Annotated in this window: 15 protein-coding genes; 8 read left to right on the plus strand and 7 right to left on the minus strand. The window is 35.1% G+C overall.

All coding sequences use genetic code 11. The annotated features are described in order from the left end of the window. Positions 1 to 389 precede the first annotated feature (389 nt). From ACK2WI_RS00005 to ACK2WI_RS00015, 3 genes are all read left to right on the plus strand, one after another. Positions 390 to 1010, plus strand: coding sequence for a M17 family peptidase N-terminal domain-containing protein (locus ACK2WI_RS00005; protein ID WP_409149075.1), 621 nt, complete (start codon positions 390 to 392; stop codon positions 1008 to 1010). Positions 1011 to 1017: 7 nt separating this feature from the next. Further along, positions 1018 to 1311 (plus strand): hypothetical protein, encoded by a 294-nt coding sequence (locus ACK2WI_RS00010; RefSeq protein WP_409149077.1) that lies wholly within the window; start codon positions 1018 to 1020, stop codon positions 1309 to 1311. Between the two features lie 183 nt (positions 1312 to 1494). Then, complete coding sequence (locus ACK2WI_RS00015) at positions 1495 to 1923, plus strand: hypothetical protein (RefSeq protein ID WP_409149079.1); 429 nt, start codon at positions 1495 to 1497, stop codon at positions 1921 to 1923. Positions 1924 to 2021: 98 nt separating this feature from the next. On the opposite strand, the gene ACK2WI_RS00020 is transcribed toward ACK2WI_RS00015, so the two are convergent. The 4 genes from ACK2WI_RS00020 to ACK2WI_RS00035 all read right to left on the minus strand — a co-directional run bounded on the left by ACK2WI_RS00020 (position 2022) and on the right by ACK2WI_RS00035 (position 4214). Next, on the minus strand, positions 2022 to 2678 hold the full coding sequence (locus ACK2WI_RS00020) for a sigma-70 family RNA polymerase sigma factor (RefSeq protein ID WP_409149081.1): 657 nt from the start codon (positions 2676 to 2678) through the stop codon (positions 2022 to 2024). Next, a complete protein-coding gene (locus ACK2WI_RS00025) occupies positions 2675 to 3061 on the minus strand; it encodes a hypothetical protein (protein ID WP_093095351.1) in 387 nt (128 codons plus the stop codon). Before ACK2WI_RS00025 ends, ACK2WI_RS00020 begins: the two co-directional genes overlap by 4 nt. An 89-nt stretch (positions 3062 to 3150) precedes the next feature. Beyond that, a complete protein-coding gene (locus tag ACK2WI_RS00030) occupies positions 3151 to 3672 on the minus strand; it encodes a hypothetical protein (RefSeq protein WP_409149083.1) in 522 nt (173 codons plus the stop codon). Beyond that, a complete protein-coding gene (locus ACK2WI_RS00035; RefSeq protein WP_409149085.1) occupies positions 3672 to 4214 on the minus strand; it encodes a GNAT family N-acetyltransferase in 543 nt (180 codons plus the stop codon). The genes ACK2WI_RS00030 and ACK2WI_RS00035 overlap by 1 nt, the downstream gene beginning before the upstream one ends. A 208-nt stretch (positions 4215 to 4422) precedes the next feature. On the opposite strand from ACK2WI_RS00035, the gene ACK2WI_RS00040 reads away from it, so the two are divergent. Together ACK2WI_RS00040 and ACK2WI_RS00045 are read left to right on the plus strand one after the other, a co-directional pair. Continuing rightward, positions 4423 to 4947, plus strand: coding sequence for a DinB family protein (locus tag ACK2WI_RS00040; protein ID WP_409149087.1), 525 nt, complete (start codon positions 4423 to 4425; stop codon positions 4945 to 4947). A gap of 118 nt (positions 4948 to 5065) precedes the next feature. After that, positions 5066 to 7264 (plus strand): TlpA family protein disulfide reductase, encoded by a 2199-nt coding sequence (locus tag ACK2WI_RS00045; RefSeq protein ID WP_409149089.1) that lies wholly within the window; start codon positions 5066 to 5068, stop codon positions 7262 to 7264. Positions 7265 to 7285: 21 nt separating this feature from the next. Here ACK2WI_RS00045 and ACK2WI_RS00050 read toward each other — a convergent pair whose 3' ends face one another. Further along, positions 7286 to 7765, minus strand: coding sequence for an energy transducer TonB (locus ACK2WI_RS00050; protein WP_409149091.1), 480 nt, complete (start codon positions 7763 to 7765; stop codon positions 7286 to 7288). Positions 7766 to 7945: 180 nt separating this feature from the next. On the opposite strand from ACK2WI_RS00050, the gene ACK2WI_RS00055 reads away from it, so the two are divergent. Further along, the gene (locus ACK2WI_RS00055) at positions 7946 to 8575 is read left to right on the plus strand and encodes a hypothetical protein (RefSeq protein ID WP_409149093.1); all 630 of its coding nucleotides are present in this window, start codon (positions 7946 to 7948) and stop codon (positions 8573 to 8575) included. Between the two features lie 28 nt (positions 8576 to 8603). Here ACK2WI_RS00055 and ACK2WI_RS00060 read toward each other — a convergent pair whose 3' ends face one another. Beyond that, positions 8604 to 9155 (minus strand): hypothetical protein, encoded by a 552-nt coding sequence (locus ACK2WI_RS00060; protein WP_409149095.1) that lies wholly within the window; start codon positions 9153 to 9155, stop codon positions 8604 to 8606. A gap of 236 nt (positions 9156 to 9391) precedes the next feature. Here ACK2WI_RS00060 and ACK2WI_RS00065 point away from each other — a divergent pair, with 236 nt between their 5' ends. After that, positions 9392 to 10132, plus strand: coding sequence for a hypothetical protein (locus ACK2WI_RS00065; RefSeq protein ID WP_409149097.1), 741 nt, complete (start codon positions 9392 to 9394; stop codon positions 10130 to 10132). 8 nt (positions 10133 to 10140) lie between these two features. Here ACK2WI_RS00065 and ACK2WI_RS00070 read toward each other — a convergent pair whose 3' ends face one another. Continuing rightward, the gene (locus ACK2WI_RS00070) at positions 10141 to 12378 is read right to left on the minus strand and encodes a S41 family peptidase (protein WP_409149099.1); all 2238 of its coding nucleotides are present in this window, start codon (positions 12376 to 12378) and stop codon (positions 10141 to 10143) included. Positions 12379 to 12638: 260 nt separating this feature from the next. Here ACK2WI_RS00070 and ACK2WI_RS00075 point away from each other — a divergent pair, with 260 nt between their 5' ends. After that, a complete protein-coding gene (locus ACK2WI_RS00075; RefSeq protein WP_409149101.1) occupies positions 12639 to 14078 on the plus strand; it encodes a TlpA family protein disulfide reductase in 1440 nt (479 codons plus the stop codon). Positions 14079 to 14096 lie beyond the last annotated feature (18 nt).

The following is a 14096-nucleotide window of genomic DNA, read 5'->3' on the forward strand; positions in this document are numbered from 1 at the left end:
CGCCATACATCCCCAGCGGGGGATGAATTATTTTAGCATGGATGGTAAACAATATAGGGGTAATGCAAAAACGATGTTCGATTAATCGAACATCGTTTTTGCGCGACTTCCAGGCTAACGTGCTATGTCTGCTAAAATAATGGAACCCCAAATGGGGTTCTATATTTAAAAAACAAAAGAACTAATTGATTTTCATTGCCAACATGCTGTCATCACCTTCCGATAAATTTAGCTCAAATTTTTCCTGCGTCAGGATGACCCCATGGTTATAAACTTAGTTTGAAGAACTTGCAATAATTATTTTTCTAGAAAACATTTTTGAAAACCAAACGTTTTGATTATAAAATTTAATCACAGAATAATTAAAATTTCTTTTCGATTTAAATATTATGTCAAATCCATCTGTTCAAAGAAGCCCAATCGGCAGCTACAAATCTGTAGAAATAGAATTAGTAACTTGGGATGCCTCCATGGCTGAGGTAGCTTTAAGCTGTGCCTGTTTATTTACTCATGAGATAAACCAAAAGGAACCCATAGGCGGTCTTTTGCATCTAAATGCTGCAATGGACGGATTGCTTTTTTCATTAAGGGATCAGAAATCTTTTTCTGGAAATTACTTGGATACATTATTGATTGACCAAAATCTAGGGAAGATCAAAGCTGAAAGATTGCTCATTATTGGTTTGGGGAGACCAGAGGATTGGTCTGGACAAACCAGTGCCGATGCGGTGAGTGTAGCGGCTAAGCTAGCCTATCAGCTTCACCTAGAAAGTGTAGCTATTGCTCCGAGTGTTTTGGATACAGGGATTGAGCCGAATGCTGATTTTTCCTTGCAGATGCTTGCCGCTCTCAAAGAACGAATCGATAAACAGGAAGAGTACCATCAGCTTGGTTTTGTGAAAGCTCCATCGATCAAGAAATGGGTGTTTGATGCTGGGTATACAGATTTTGATGCAAAGGCAGACAAATTCAGGGAGAACTTTCAAAAGTTAATGAACCACTATCAATAGATCAAACATGTCCAAGAAAATAATTAAAGCCGAAGAATTACATATCACAGATGCAGAAGGTAAATCTCGATTGATCATTTCAATTGAAAAGGGCTTTCCTTCCATTAAACTTCAAAATCCGAATCCTGAATTCCCATCTGCGGTGTTGGAGCTGGACAGCAAAGGGACCCATATCAAATTCACCCATCCAAAAGGAAACAGCAGTTATTCCTTCCTTAACAATGAAGGAAGCTCTGGTTTGGTCATGATCAATGAAAAAGGGGAGAGGAGCTATGAAAAAATTGTTGATGATAAAGGTTAGGATATGAATTTAAGAGATTTTTGGTTTAGCTTCTGGAAGTCGCAAGCCGACGCATTATGTCTTTTTAACTAAAAGCAGGGGTTTTATATTACCAGTTTTCGGGTATTGGATTAGGTTTCTTTAGGGGGTAATTTTGATTTATTCAATCAAAACTTTCTTTACCAGAAGATTTAATAATTCAATATGAAAAGAGATAATAAATTAAAATCAATTTTTGCCATTTGCTTTTTGCTTGTGGGCATGAGCTTTTTGTTTGCTAGCTGTTCAAAGGATGAAAACAATCCTGAGCCAGATTCAGGAAGCATTGATGAGGTGGTAGGAACCTTCAAAGGAACCATTGATATTGTCGGTGGAGAGAAAAAATTTAATGAATTGGTAGAAATTACCAAGGTAAGCAACAATAAGGTGAAGATTACTGCAAAAAACACAGGGCTGAATCTTCCAGTGAAGGAGGTACAAGTGTACAATAATTCCGGAAGAGGGGTGCTGACTGAAGCGTCTGAACCACAAGGGGTTTTGGTGTATACCACATCCAACAAGGCACTGTCTTTTGTGACCAAGGTAACAGCTGAAGGGGAGGAGATGTACAGTTTTGAAGGAACAAAACAGTAAAGGACTTTAGCTCTTAATTTTTCCCTATTAAGACAAAAAATGCGAAGTTTCACTTCGCATTTTTTCAAATAATAGATATGGATATATAAAAAACTGCACTATAATTCATGGATTTTCTTCATGACTCTTTCTGTAAAAGGATTGCAATAGCAGAGATTAAATTCAAATAGTTCTTCTGGAGAATAAGTTTTTTCGATTTCAGTTCTCAACATCGCTTTTGCACGATTTAAACGCACCTTTACATTTGCTTCGCTGATGTCAAGCAGGGAAGAGGTTTCAGCAACATTCAAACCATTGATTTCTCGCAAGGAGAAAACCATCCTATAGTCTTCAGGAATTCTCAAGAGCGAAGCTTCGATAATTTTCCCCAATTCGTGGCTGAAGATCTCTTTTTGCACATCGTTGTTTGAGTTGTTGAACATAGGCATTACATTTTCGTTGATAATCTCATTGACAGTTTCTTTTTTGAAACTGAACTTCATTTTCTTCCTATAGCAGTTGTTGAGCATGATCCTGATGATCCAGGTCTTGAAACTTGAGCCATGCTTAAATTGGGTCAAGCATTTAAACGCATCAATGTAGGTGTCCTGCATCAGGTCTTGGGTATCTTCATGGTTGTAGTTGTACGATCGTCCGATTTTATAGAGGTAGGAATTAAACCGCCTTACGATAATTTCATAAAGCGGTTTCTCACCATTCAAAATCCGATCGATGATTTCAACCTCTGTTAATTGCTCAAATTGTTCTTTTATCATTGTCCGACAATTTTTGCTAATCTAGCCATTGATAATGCAGCAATCGCCATCACCAAATCCCGCACTGCTACATCCACATAATTAAATCCGACTAATAAGGAAAGGGCGATTAGTGTTAGCCATGCTGCTACGATATAACCCCCAATTTCCGGTTTCTTGAATACGATTAAACCTGCTACTATTTCAATTATCCCTACAACCATCATAAAAACCCCTGCCGAAACTGGGAGAAGATCAGCAATCGATGGATTGACATACTGTTCCCAATTTGTAAGTAAGTTAGTGAATTTGTCAGCACCTGCCACAATGGGAACAACGACAAAGACATATTTCAATAAATTGAATGTTGAATTCAGTGACTGATTTTTGATTGTATTTTCCATGTTTTTACCTTTTTAATTCGTTTGTATTTATTTAGGGTAAATGACATTTGGAAAGGTTACAAGGAATTTGAAAAAAATTAAAAACCCCTTCAGTGGGACTTAAATCTGTCTTCTATGCTAAGTTTAATTTTATATATCCGTAGAATTGTTTGATGATATTCAGCTTCCTGCCTTGGGAATATCGACATAAGCGTTGTAAAGAATTTAATAGCCTCTAGAAGCATAACATCAATAAATTGTTCAGCTTTCATATAGATCGATTTAGATCCAATAACCAACTGAACTCTGTCCTTAATAATTTTTATGGAAACCGGCAGTGGCTGGCTTGGAAATGAAAAACTACATTCATCTTGTTTTATCAATTGCTCAAAGGAATTGATAAAGTAATGCCATAGATCTTCAATATCGTCCCAAAAGGTGAAATCCATAATCGTATCTCCGTTAAATTTCATAAGCAGTACACCTTCAATATAATCGCGGTCCATTTTTTCTGGATCTAATAGGGCGTTATCATTCAGCGATATAAATTGGCTGGTATCAATATGGTTGATATCGCGAATCTTATATTTCTTGTCCTTTATGATGTAGGTGCTGAGTTCTAGGCTTTCCATTATTCTCCTTGGTATTCTTTTTTCAATAAAGAATATAAAGTAAGGTCCAAATATTTTTGGTTTACAAATTCTGCTTCACGCAATACTCCTTCTTTCTGAAAGTTTAGCTTTTGAGGGATGGCTTGACTTTTAAGGTTTTCGACCGCGGCTTTGATTTCAATTCTATTTAAATTTAGATCTTCAAAAGCATAGGCAATCAATCTTTTGCAGGATTTGATTACAATCCCTTTTCCATTTTGATCTTTATCGATCCAATAACCAATGGCAGCAACCTTATTCGGATGGTTGATATGATGTAAACCAATTCGACCAACTGCCTCACTTTGATAAAGAATGGTAAAACTATGTTCATAATCTTCCTCGTTTTTATTTATGGCATTGAGGATATAGGCTTTAAAATCTTCCTCCTTGACCATAACTTCCACCCATGGGAGAAACTCTGATAGAAAGGATCTATTGGATTGAATAATCTGAAACAACTCTGAAACATAAGCAAGGGAAGTTCTTTCCAGTGCAATATTTTCATCGACAATTAATTTCATTTTGGTATCTGTTTAACTGGTTCCTTTGTCCTCAAACTCGTGCTGGTTTAATCGTTATGTTTTTAATCCTTGTTTGAGAGCGGATTCAAAGTTAGATTTTATTTTATTCAATATCAACGAAATATATCGAGGGTTAATACTTGTCATAGGACAAGTGTTTCTTTTTCAAGATGGACTAACTTTGATAGACACTAATAAATTAATTATCATGGACACAGCAAAATCAGCACAATTGAATATCATTATTCCTGCTTATAGAATGCATACGCAGACCTTTATCAATGTTCTGGACGGTATTTCAGAAGAAGACGCACTGAAGAGAATTGAAAATAGGACTAACCACTTAGTTTGGATGGCTGGAAATTATGTGAATGTTCGCTATAGTATGGGCAATATTTTAGGTATAAAAGAAGAAGATCCGTATCAAGATTTATTTTATATGGGGAAGACATTGGATGAAAAGAAGGAATATCCAACCTTAAAGCAGTTGCTTGATAATTTCCACAAGATTTCCCCTCAAGTTTACCAAGCCCTGTTGAATGCCGATGATGCAACCTTGGCAGAGGTATTTGAAATGGGTATGCAGGTGCCCTTTATCAAAGAGGATAAATTAAACTTTATAGGCATGTGCATAGGTCGAGAAGACTATTTGTGCGGACAGATGGCTTTGATGCGTAGAATTTTGGATTATCCCGGAATGAAATATGATGTTGATAATAGTATTGCATATTAATTAGAACTAACCTAATTCTGGTAAATCAATTGGCAATATTCTTCAATAGTTAATAAAAGGTTAATGTTTTGGAAATATGCTCTTTAGGAGTTATTTTTAGTTAACTAATTATTATACCATGAAGAATATTGCCATTTTCTTTTTTGTCCTATTTGCCCAGTTGGCTTTTGCGCAAAAATTTCCTGTCCATTATAAGATTGTACAGACGAATGTCAATGATGATAGTTCTACGCAAATGACATTGTACGTTTCTGTTCATGAATCAAGAAATGCGAATAAACAAAAACAATTGGAATTGAGTTTGGATGGAATAGAGGAAATTGATCTAAAGGATCAATCGGTAAATTTCTCCACTTTTAAAACCGACAAACTAAGGGATGAGTTGGACATTTCATCCAATTATAGAAACTTCATAATATCCTATATAAACTACCCATTAAATACCCAGGATAATATTCTTGTCCAAGATACTGCGGCATTCAATCAAAAGTTGAGGAAAATTATAGATGAATTTAATTTAGTCTTGACGAAAGATGAAGTTTTTTTAATCAATAATGAATATAATAACCTTTTTCACAATGTCTACTTCAATGACTTTGCTAATGTAAAACCGGAACAATTAAAGCAGTCTGAATTTCAATTGGGAAACCAAATTTATAAAATAAAGGAAAGAAATAGGAGGTCTTGGTTAGTTGAAAGAACAAATAGCAAAGACAGTCTGATTACTTCTGAAATCAGATTTGATCCTAAATCAAAATTTATAATAGCAAAAACATTAAAAATTGAAGGGTCATCTACTTCTGAGGGGAAAACTTTTAACAGTAGGCAAATAACTGAAGTTACTAGAGATGAAGGGGCGAAAGTAGAAAAGCTTGATCTCCAATTTAGTAATATGCTTCTGAAAGGTAGTTATAGAAGTAGGTATTTCAAAAACAATCAGGATGTTGATAGTGTAAAGTTTGCACAATACATCAGTGATTACGGAAAGGAATTTGGTTCTGATCCTAATTATTTAAAAATAATATTGCCTACCTACCAGACTATGGAGGATTACGATAGTTATAATCAATTGCTTTTGCAAGTTCCTTCAAAAATCCTAGCCAATACTTATCACCTCTCTAATAAGGTTGGGATTGACGAATTGGACATGGAAGATTTCCTGGAAACAACGACTTTGCTTTCAGACGATAGGCTTTATGATTTTTTACAATCGGGCTTATCACAAGGAATCAAATCAAACACGCAAAATGAAATGGACCGCATGGATGCCATTTTTACGAAATTAACTGATCGAGAAAAACGCTTCATTGGCCCTATGAAAGTCTGGGCAACTTATAAGGAATCATCAGATAATCAAGCGATCCAAAAGGGTATCGATGAATTGTTCGCAATGGATGATGCTGAATGGAAGGATGGGAATGCTGGGCGATATATTATTTTGTTGACTCAAAAACAATTTACCAATGGCAGAACTGATCTTGAGGATTACAAGAAACTCGAAAAAAGGTTGGCTTTTCTTGCTGAAGATAAAGCTAAAGATAAAGGACTTATCAATAAGGCTCATCTAGCTTTTGTTAATTTTTCGATGTTTGAAGCGTTAAAGAATAAGGATCCAGAATTGGGATGGAAGTACTTGAAAAATGCGTATGATTTATCGCCAAAAGGGAATGTTGATTATGAGTATCAAAGCTACTACGACAACTTTTTTACGGGCTCTAAGAAAGACTATTCCGAGGATTATCTTGCCGAATTAGGTAAGCGTTCTGGAAAGGATACTGTTCTAAAAGAGTATATTTCTGAATTTACCAAAGCTCCGGCAAAGAGTTTCGCCATGTTGAAGCAATTTTATCATGAGAACTATGATAAAGCTGGATTTTCAAGTTTCTTGAAAGCTGATGTTTTCCCAAAACTTGAAAATGCACCGGCATTTTTGCTGAAAGATTTGGCGGGAAAGGAAGTTGCACCTTCTCATTTTGCCGGCAAATGGACCTTTATCGACTTCTGGGGAACCTGGTGTGGTCCATGTGTTGCTGAGCTTCCAGAATTTAATTCGCTCTATGAAAAGAAATATGCCTTAATGGAGGATAAATTAAAGATCTTGACGATCTCTTGTTATGATCGGGAGGCTGATCTTAAAAACTTTATCAGTAAGAATAAATACAGCTTTCCTGTATTGATATCAGATGGAAAAGTTCAGAGTGATTACAAGATTGAAGGCTATCCAACAAAGGTGCTGATCAGTCCTGAAGGAAAAATGATTCTAATTGCGTTTGATCAAGATTGGAAAAGTTTAGTGGAGGAATTTGTAAGCCTATAAAAAGGATATTGTTTTAAAAATTTAAGCGATAGTGAGATCACGGAAATTTAGAAAAAGAACAAAGTTAATCCATACGCCTACATTTTTACCCTTGTAAGTTGCAGGAATCCAGGATTCATTTTCTTTAAAAAACTTAACAAGTCGTGAACCTGTTTCATAGCCGAGGTCTTGAACTAAGATGTAGTCCAAGACCTTTCCATTTTTATCTACATAAAATCTAACTTCTACAAAGCCTTTAACTTTTTGAAATATGGCTTCCTCTGGGAAGATGTAGGTTTTACCTAATCTTTTGGTGAATTCTTCAATACCAATTGTTGGAATGGCATTCTCGTCAACTGGCTGAAACCAATTGGCTAATTTTGGGTCCTCTATATATTGCCTAATCGTCAAGCTTTCCTTCCCCAACCTAATTGATCTTTCAATCCAAGACTGTCCGAATAAAGGAGTGACAGTGCATAGGGACAAAAAAAGGAGAGCAATGGATTTATTTATATGGTTCATATTTGGTTAGATGTTGCAATCTTTTTGATTGGTTCAATACGTTAAGTTATCGAATTTCATTTATAGTTTTATGGAAAATCTCTCAATAAGTAATCCTAATAAAAAGGATTATCAAAAGAACGATAGTCCAAAATATTAACACTAACTATTATGAAGCTGACTTTTTTTCTTTGGATTCTTATGTTTTTTAATATCTGCAATGCTCAGGGGCAAGGATTTTCGCAAGAAAAGTTTTTAGATTCATTGGGTCTTGAATTCAACTTACCAAAATATGTGATTTTAAATGGTTCTACCGATTGCTATAACGAAAATACTATTCTCAAAAAAGTTCTGACTTGTCAAATCAACAGATTTGAAATCGCTCATCAGGAATGCCGTATTTATATGGAGGTAGTAACTTATTTGTCTTACCATAATGGTAACAGTGACAGCTATTATGATCAGGGTTCCATATTAGACCCAGACCCATTAATCAATAAAGTGAAAACAGATTTAAAAATTGCTTATCCCGATTATGACTCGACTACTTACAAGAAGTCAGTTAGGATTTATGAAAAGACTGAGGCAGAAAGGCTTTTTAATACAGATTTTGCATTGAAATATGTTATCAAACTTCCAAAACCCTATGTTTTAGACAATAAATATTCGTATATCAGGGTTTTTATGATGCAGAAAAAAGGTTTCCCGATGCAGATAAGCACTATTCTATACAGTAGAAAGTCAAAACGATTTATAGAAAAGAAGAGAAAGGAAATATATCGATCATTTAGGTATAAAAATGAAAATCTGCTATCAGATGTATCCACTTAGTTCATTCTAGGAAAGGGTTCTTTAATGATCATTCTGTTGTTACTTCGGTATATATAGTTTTAGTTTTATTAATCCCTTCCGTCAAGATACCGTTAGCATATTTTATTGTACAGCAATCATCAGTGAAACTTAAATTAGGGATAGCAAAATCCAATTGATACAGCTTTGATTTTTTCAATATGCCGTATTTATAAGATCTTTTGGCCGCTTTTTCCTTAATGCTTTTTTGTGTTGGATTTGACTCCTTCCATTTAATCATGCCGATGATGGGATAATCCACAATTACCAAGAGTTTTGTGCTGTCAGGAGCCAAGAAGGTCTTTTTACCGATAAACAAATTCCGGTGGTAAACCTCAATTGAATCGAAGTTTTGTGAATACTTGGGATCTTTAATGGATTTAGAAAGGGAGGCAATATAATTTTCTACAGGACCACCTAATATTAAACGCTGCGGAACTTTATTATTAACAGGTTGTTTCTGTACTACTGCCGTATCCGAGTTTTTTATTTCCTTTTCTTGTTTAACATTTCCAGTACATGAAATTGTAAGCAATAAAAATAACATCTGTAATTTTTTCATAAAGGAGTATTAGTGTCCAATTTCTAATTGATTTCAATATTATGATGCTTCTTTTTGTGTTTTTGCACAAAGGAAATATGCGACCAAAATCTTTAAACTTTTCCAGATTATAAAGGTTTATTCTTATGTTTCTGGTTATTAGTGTGTTTGTTCAAAAATATTTAATAAATTTATGCTAACCATGCTATTAACCTTGGTGAAAACCAGATTACCAATCCTTCATTAAACCCGACACGATGAAAGTATTCCCATTCCTACATAAAATATGCATTATCCTCGCCGTCTTAATAAGCCCTTTATTTAGCCTTGGACAAGTAAAATCTGCCGATTTAGAATTTCTGAGGATCGCTGAATTGGAGTATTCCAATGACTCACTTTTTCTATGGCAGCAGATCCGCCCTAATCTAGGTAGGATGGATAGTACAAGTGGAACTTACCATAAATTGGCTTTATCTAATAAAGAAAAAACAAAGTTTCTCAAGTTTATCGATAAGACCAAGCTCCTCAATATACAGTCAAACAATAAGGAGAAAACTGGCTATTTCCCTTTTGAAATCACCTATCAAACTGCTGGTCAAAAGCACAAGATTTCAAGTTACGAACCTGGAATGTCTGAGGCAGAATTAGAAAGTTTCCATAAATACCTTGAAGGGATTGAAACCGTAGTAGATAAGAGGCAAGCTAAAGAGAGTTTTCTGATGACTTTATCAGACGGTGAATATCAATTGAAAACGAGCCGTCGATACCAATTGAAGATTGGACCTAGCGGTTGGGATGCTTGGGAAAAAAAGCAGGACCAAATTAACAGAATAGATGTTCCCTTGTTAATCGTGAATGGAAAAGAAGAAGACTATACCCGCTTTGAAAAAAGCAATCCAAAAAGGATTAAATCTTTCGAGATCCTCAATCAAAATAAGGCAGACTCTCTTTATGGTGAAAGAGCGAAAAATGGAGTAGCAATCATTACTACGAAATAAATAGGTTTTTAATTCATATTTATCAGCTCAAGGGCTTTATCTAAAACTTCATCTTTACCTTCTTTGATTCCCTTAATGGTAGGTTTTACGATTATATCTGGAATGATGCCCACCCTTTGGGTTTCAGTTCCATCAGGGTAATAAACCCCAATACCAGAAATCGAGGTCCTCAATCCACCAGGCAATAAGATTACCGAAACATTTCCATCAGCTCCAGCTGTGGTACTCCCCACAATCTTTGAATTGCTCACCGCTCTGAAGGCCATTGCCGTAAATTCTGCTTGGCTTTGGGATTTTTCATTGACCAAAATGATCAATTTCCCTTTATAATATAACGGATCGTGGTTGATGGTCACAGGATTGGTGAATGTAAATTCTCCAGGGTTTTTCAGGTTTGGGTAGGTGAATTTTGTAAATGCTGTAGGTTTTGACAGAAAAAATGGTCCCAATGCATATGGGGCAAAATTGGATGGATAGTTCCTGATATCAATGATAATACCCTTTGTATCCTTAAAAGTTTTTTTGATCATATGGAAGTCTTCATTTTTGATGTTTGCTAAGGTGATATAACCAATATTTCCATCTAAGGTCTTATATGCTTTTTCATCCTGATTGACCCTGTACATGCCATACATCTTTAGTTTTGCTCTTTCAAATAAAGGGAGTTCATGCTGTAGGCCTTTACCATCTGACACATACTTTATATGCAAAGAACTGTTTGTTGATCTTAGCAGATCTGCAGAAATATCTCTTAGCATAACGGAATGGTTGGACGACGGATAATACCTTGCTAAACTGTCCACTATAGAATCGATTTCACGACCGTTGATATGGGTTATGATATCGCCTACCTTTAACTTAGCTTGATCTGCGTATTCAGGATTATAATAATCTGTAACAACATATTTGTCTTCGATGAATTCCGCTTTGAAAGGAGCAAAGTTCTTGCCTCGTAATTCCTGTATCTTATCTCCACCTCCCCATAGATTGGCATGTGTATCCTTGACGTCAGCAATGATTTGCAAGGCCATCAGCTCATATTCCAACTCATTTTTAGCATTTAGGAATCCTGGAATATTTTCCTTCAATACCGTGTTCCATTCTTTTTCAGTCAGATGTTTGTTGGGATTAAAGTAGTTCATCATGTTCCAATACTTGTATAGAGCCAATAATCTAAAGCCAGCATCAGGATAGGGCATATTGCTGTATGGTTTTTCGTTGGTGAAATCAGGGTTGTTAACGAATTGATGGAGTTTAATATAATAGTTTTCACCTTGATTCCGGTTGTTATAGATCTCCTTCAACAATTCTTTTATATCATTTGATAGGTTTGATTTGTCAATCCAAGATAGGTCAGGCTTTAAAACAGCATTTTCTGGACTAGGTTTACAGGTCGTGCAAGCTGCTATTTTCCCATATTTTTCAATCCATGATGTAATAACCTTATCGCGTTCCTGGTTATTTTTCGCATTTACATATGGAGGTAAAATCCTGAACAATTCATAATCCCAATTATACTTTCCTTTTGCAACTTCTGGGTGATGGTATTTCATGAATCCCCAAATTCTACCAAGCAATTCCAGGTTGTTGATGGATTCATAGGTCAAAGTTGGAAAGGTAATATTTGAGCCCTTGTCAAACTCATTATCCTTATCAGCAGGTAGTAATTCACGGTTGAAGATTTCGATTTCATCTTTCCCAATTATTTTTCCATCAATTGAAACCTGTAAATTATCTAACCACATTTTTCCTTTCCCAGTAAGTAAGCCACCTATTAGGATTCTTTCCGTTTTCGCAGGATTTAGTTTTAAAGTTATTTCATATTCTTGCCAATCTGAATTGCCTTTTACCCCTCGTTTGTCCATGTTGTCAAAAGCAAGTTGAGGATCTATTCGCATCCAAAGGCCAGCGTATCCATCCGTAACGCCTTCGGTTTTGATACTGCCGGTCAGGCGAATGGTTTTGCCCTGATAGTTATTGGGAAGTGTAAAAGCCAGAGCTTTATACACATGTTTGCCTTCAGTGCTCTCGATTACGGTAGCATATTTTCCGTTTTTAGCCTGATTGGAATCGATATAGATTTTGTAATCACCTTCTCCGAAATCTAACCAATCGGTGGGATATCCATTATTGAATTTTTCAAAGTCAAGGTTTAAATGCTGATCATTTGATCTGTTTAGATTTTGAGAACATCCATAGATTGGAATTAATAGGATAATTAGGAAATTTAAGAGGTGTTTTTTCATAATCGGCTTCAATAATAGATTGGTCAATAGTTAGTAAATTAATCTATGTGCTAATAAATTAAAAATAACTAAATAATATATGAAGTAATAATATCCGAGATAACTATTCCCTTATTAATATAGAAATAATTTTCAACAACCATAATAAGCTCCTATAGATGTTGTTTGATGTGGATTCTTTTGATAATTACCTAAATTTCTAATTATAAATCGCTAAATTAAGGTAATTAAGCTTTTGAAAACTACTAACTTTTTTATCTATGCGTCCTTTGTTCCTTGCATTTATTCTTTGTTTATTTTTCCTACCAACAATTCAAGCCATTGCCCAAAAAAAGGACCAAGTCGGATTCAGCAGCATTCAATTTCAATTAAAGGGGAATTATCCGAAAGATTTCGACCTACAATCCTTTGGTAAAGGAGATGCCCTCACGGGGGAGAGGCTCTTGAAGCTTGAAAAGCTCAATGATTCAACATATTTTGCCAAATTCTTCAACCCTTACTTGACTAGTTATTACTTCATCTTAAACAATAAATATTATTCATCCTTTATTGAACCCAATAGAAACGATACTATAGAATTTGTCTTTGATAAGGATGATAATTTTGTCATTAATTATTCAGGAGATTATAAAAACATATTTCAGAATTCTGATCAGTACGCGGATTTACTCAAGAACTATTTTTTTAACCAAAATAACATCGATACCTGGACCCGCAAATCCTTTGATGTAAAAAACGTGGATGAATTAAGGGATTATTTGAATGAAAGAACCGAAAATAAGCAGGCCCATTTAAATTCCTCTACAGAAAACACCAATATTCGGGAAATAGGATATGGGATAATTGAAATTACCGATATTTTATTTGCATTTGGTTTAAAAAAGGAAATGCTATCAGATACTAATCCGGAGAAGAGATATGAATTTTATCAAGCTGTTCTTCAAGATAAAGCAGCCTTATTGGACATGGACCTTCCAATGTCAAATCTCGTTTATCGAGAGATACTTCGAGATTCAGCCCTTAATCTCCCTGATTTGTTGAAAATAGGTCCAACTAAATATCAGGATTACCTCAAACGTATATTAAAAAACAGCTTGGGTGCAGATGAAAAGGAATTCTATCAACATCTGATTGCAATGGCCTATTTAGAAAAGATGGCTTCAGGTAATAGTTTAACAGCTACACAGCAATTTGATGTCCTAAATTATTTCAATAATAATATTTACAAGACCAGCCTGCTCCGCCAAAATGAACTCAATTTATCTCAAGCTGTTGCTGCGAATATTCACTACTTGCCATTTCCAGCTGAAAAAGAAGATGTATTCCAGGATATCAAAGCTAAATATAAGGGAAAGGTAGTTTTAGTTGATTTTTGGGCTACTTGGTGTGGGCCATGCATATCAGCTTTTGAAACCTTAAAACCTCTTAAGGAAAAATATAAAAACAATAAAGATGTTGTTTTCTTGTATCTCACCGATGAAACGTCTGACCTTAATCTATGGCATAACTTTACCGAAAAATTGACTGGTGAACATTTCTATATTACAAAAGCCCAGCAAAAATTTATTAACGATAGAAATAACACCGAAGCAATTCCGCATTATATGTTGATCGATAGGAACGGTGAAATAAAGCATTCTGAAACAACTCATCAAGACCTGTACAAGACCATTGATAGTTGGATAGAATCAGCCCTATAATAGTTCTGATCCTTAGCG

This window comes from Sphingobacterium sp. BS-2, from assembly GCF_046161205.1.
Taxonomy (GTDB): Bacteria; Bacteroidota; Bacteroidia; order Sphingobacteriales; family Sphingobacteriaceae; genus Sphingobacterium; species Sphingobacterium mizutaii.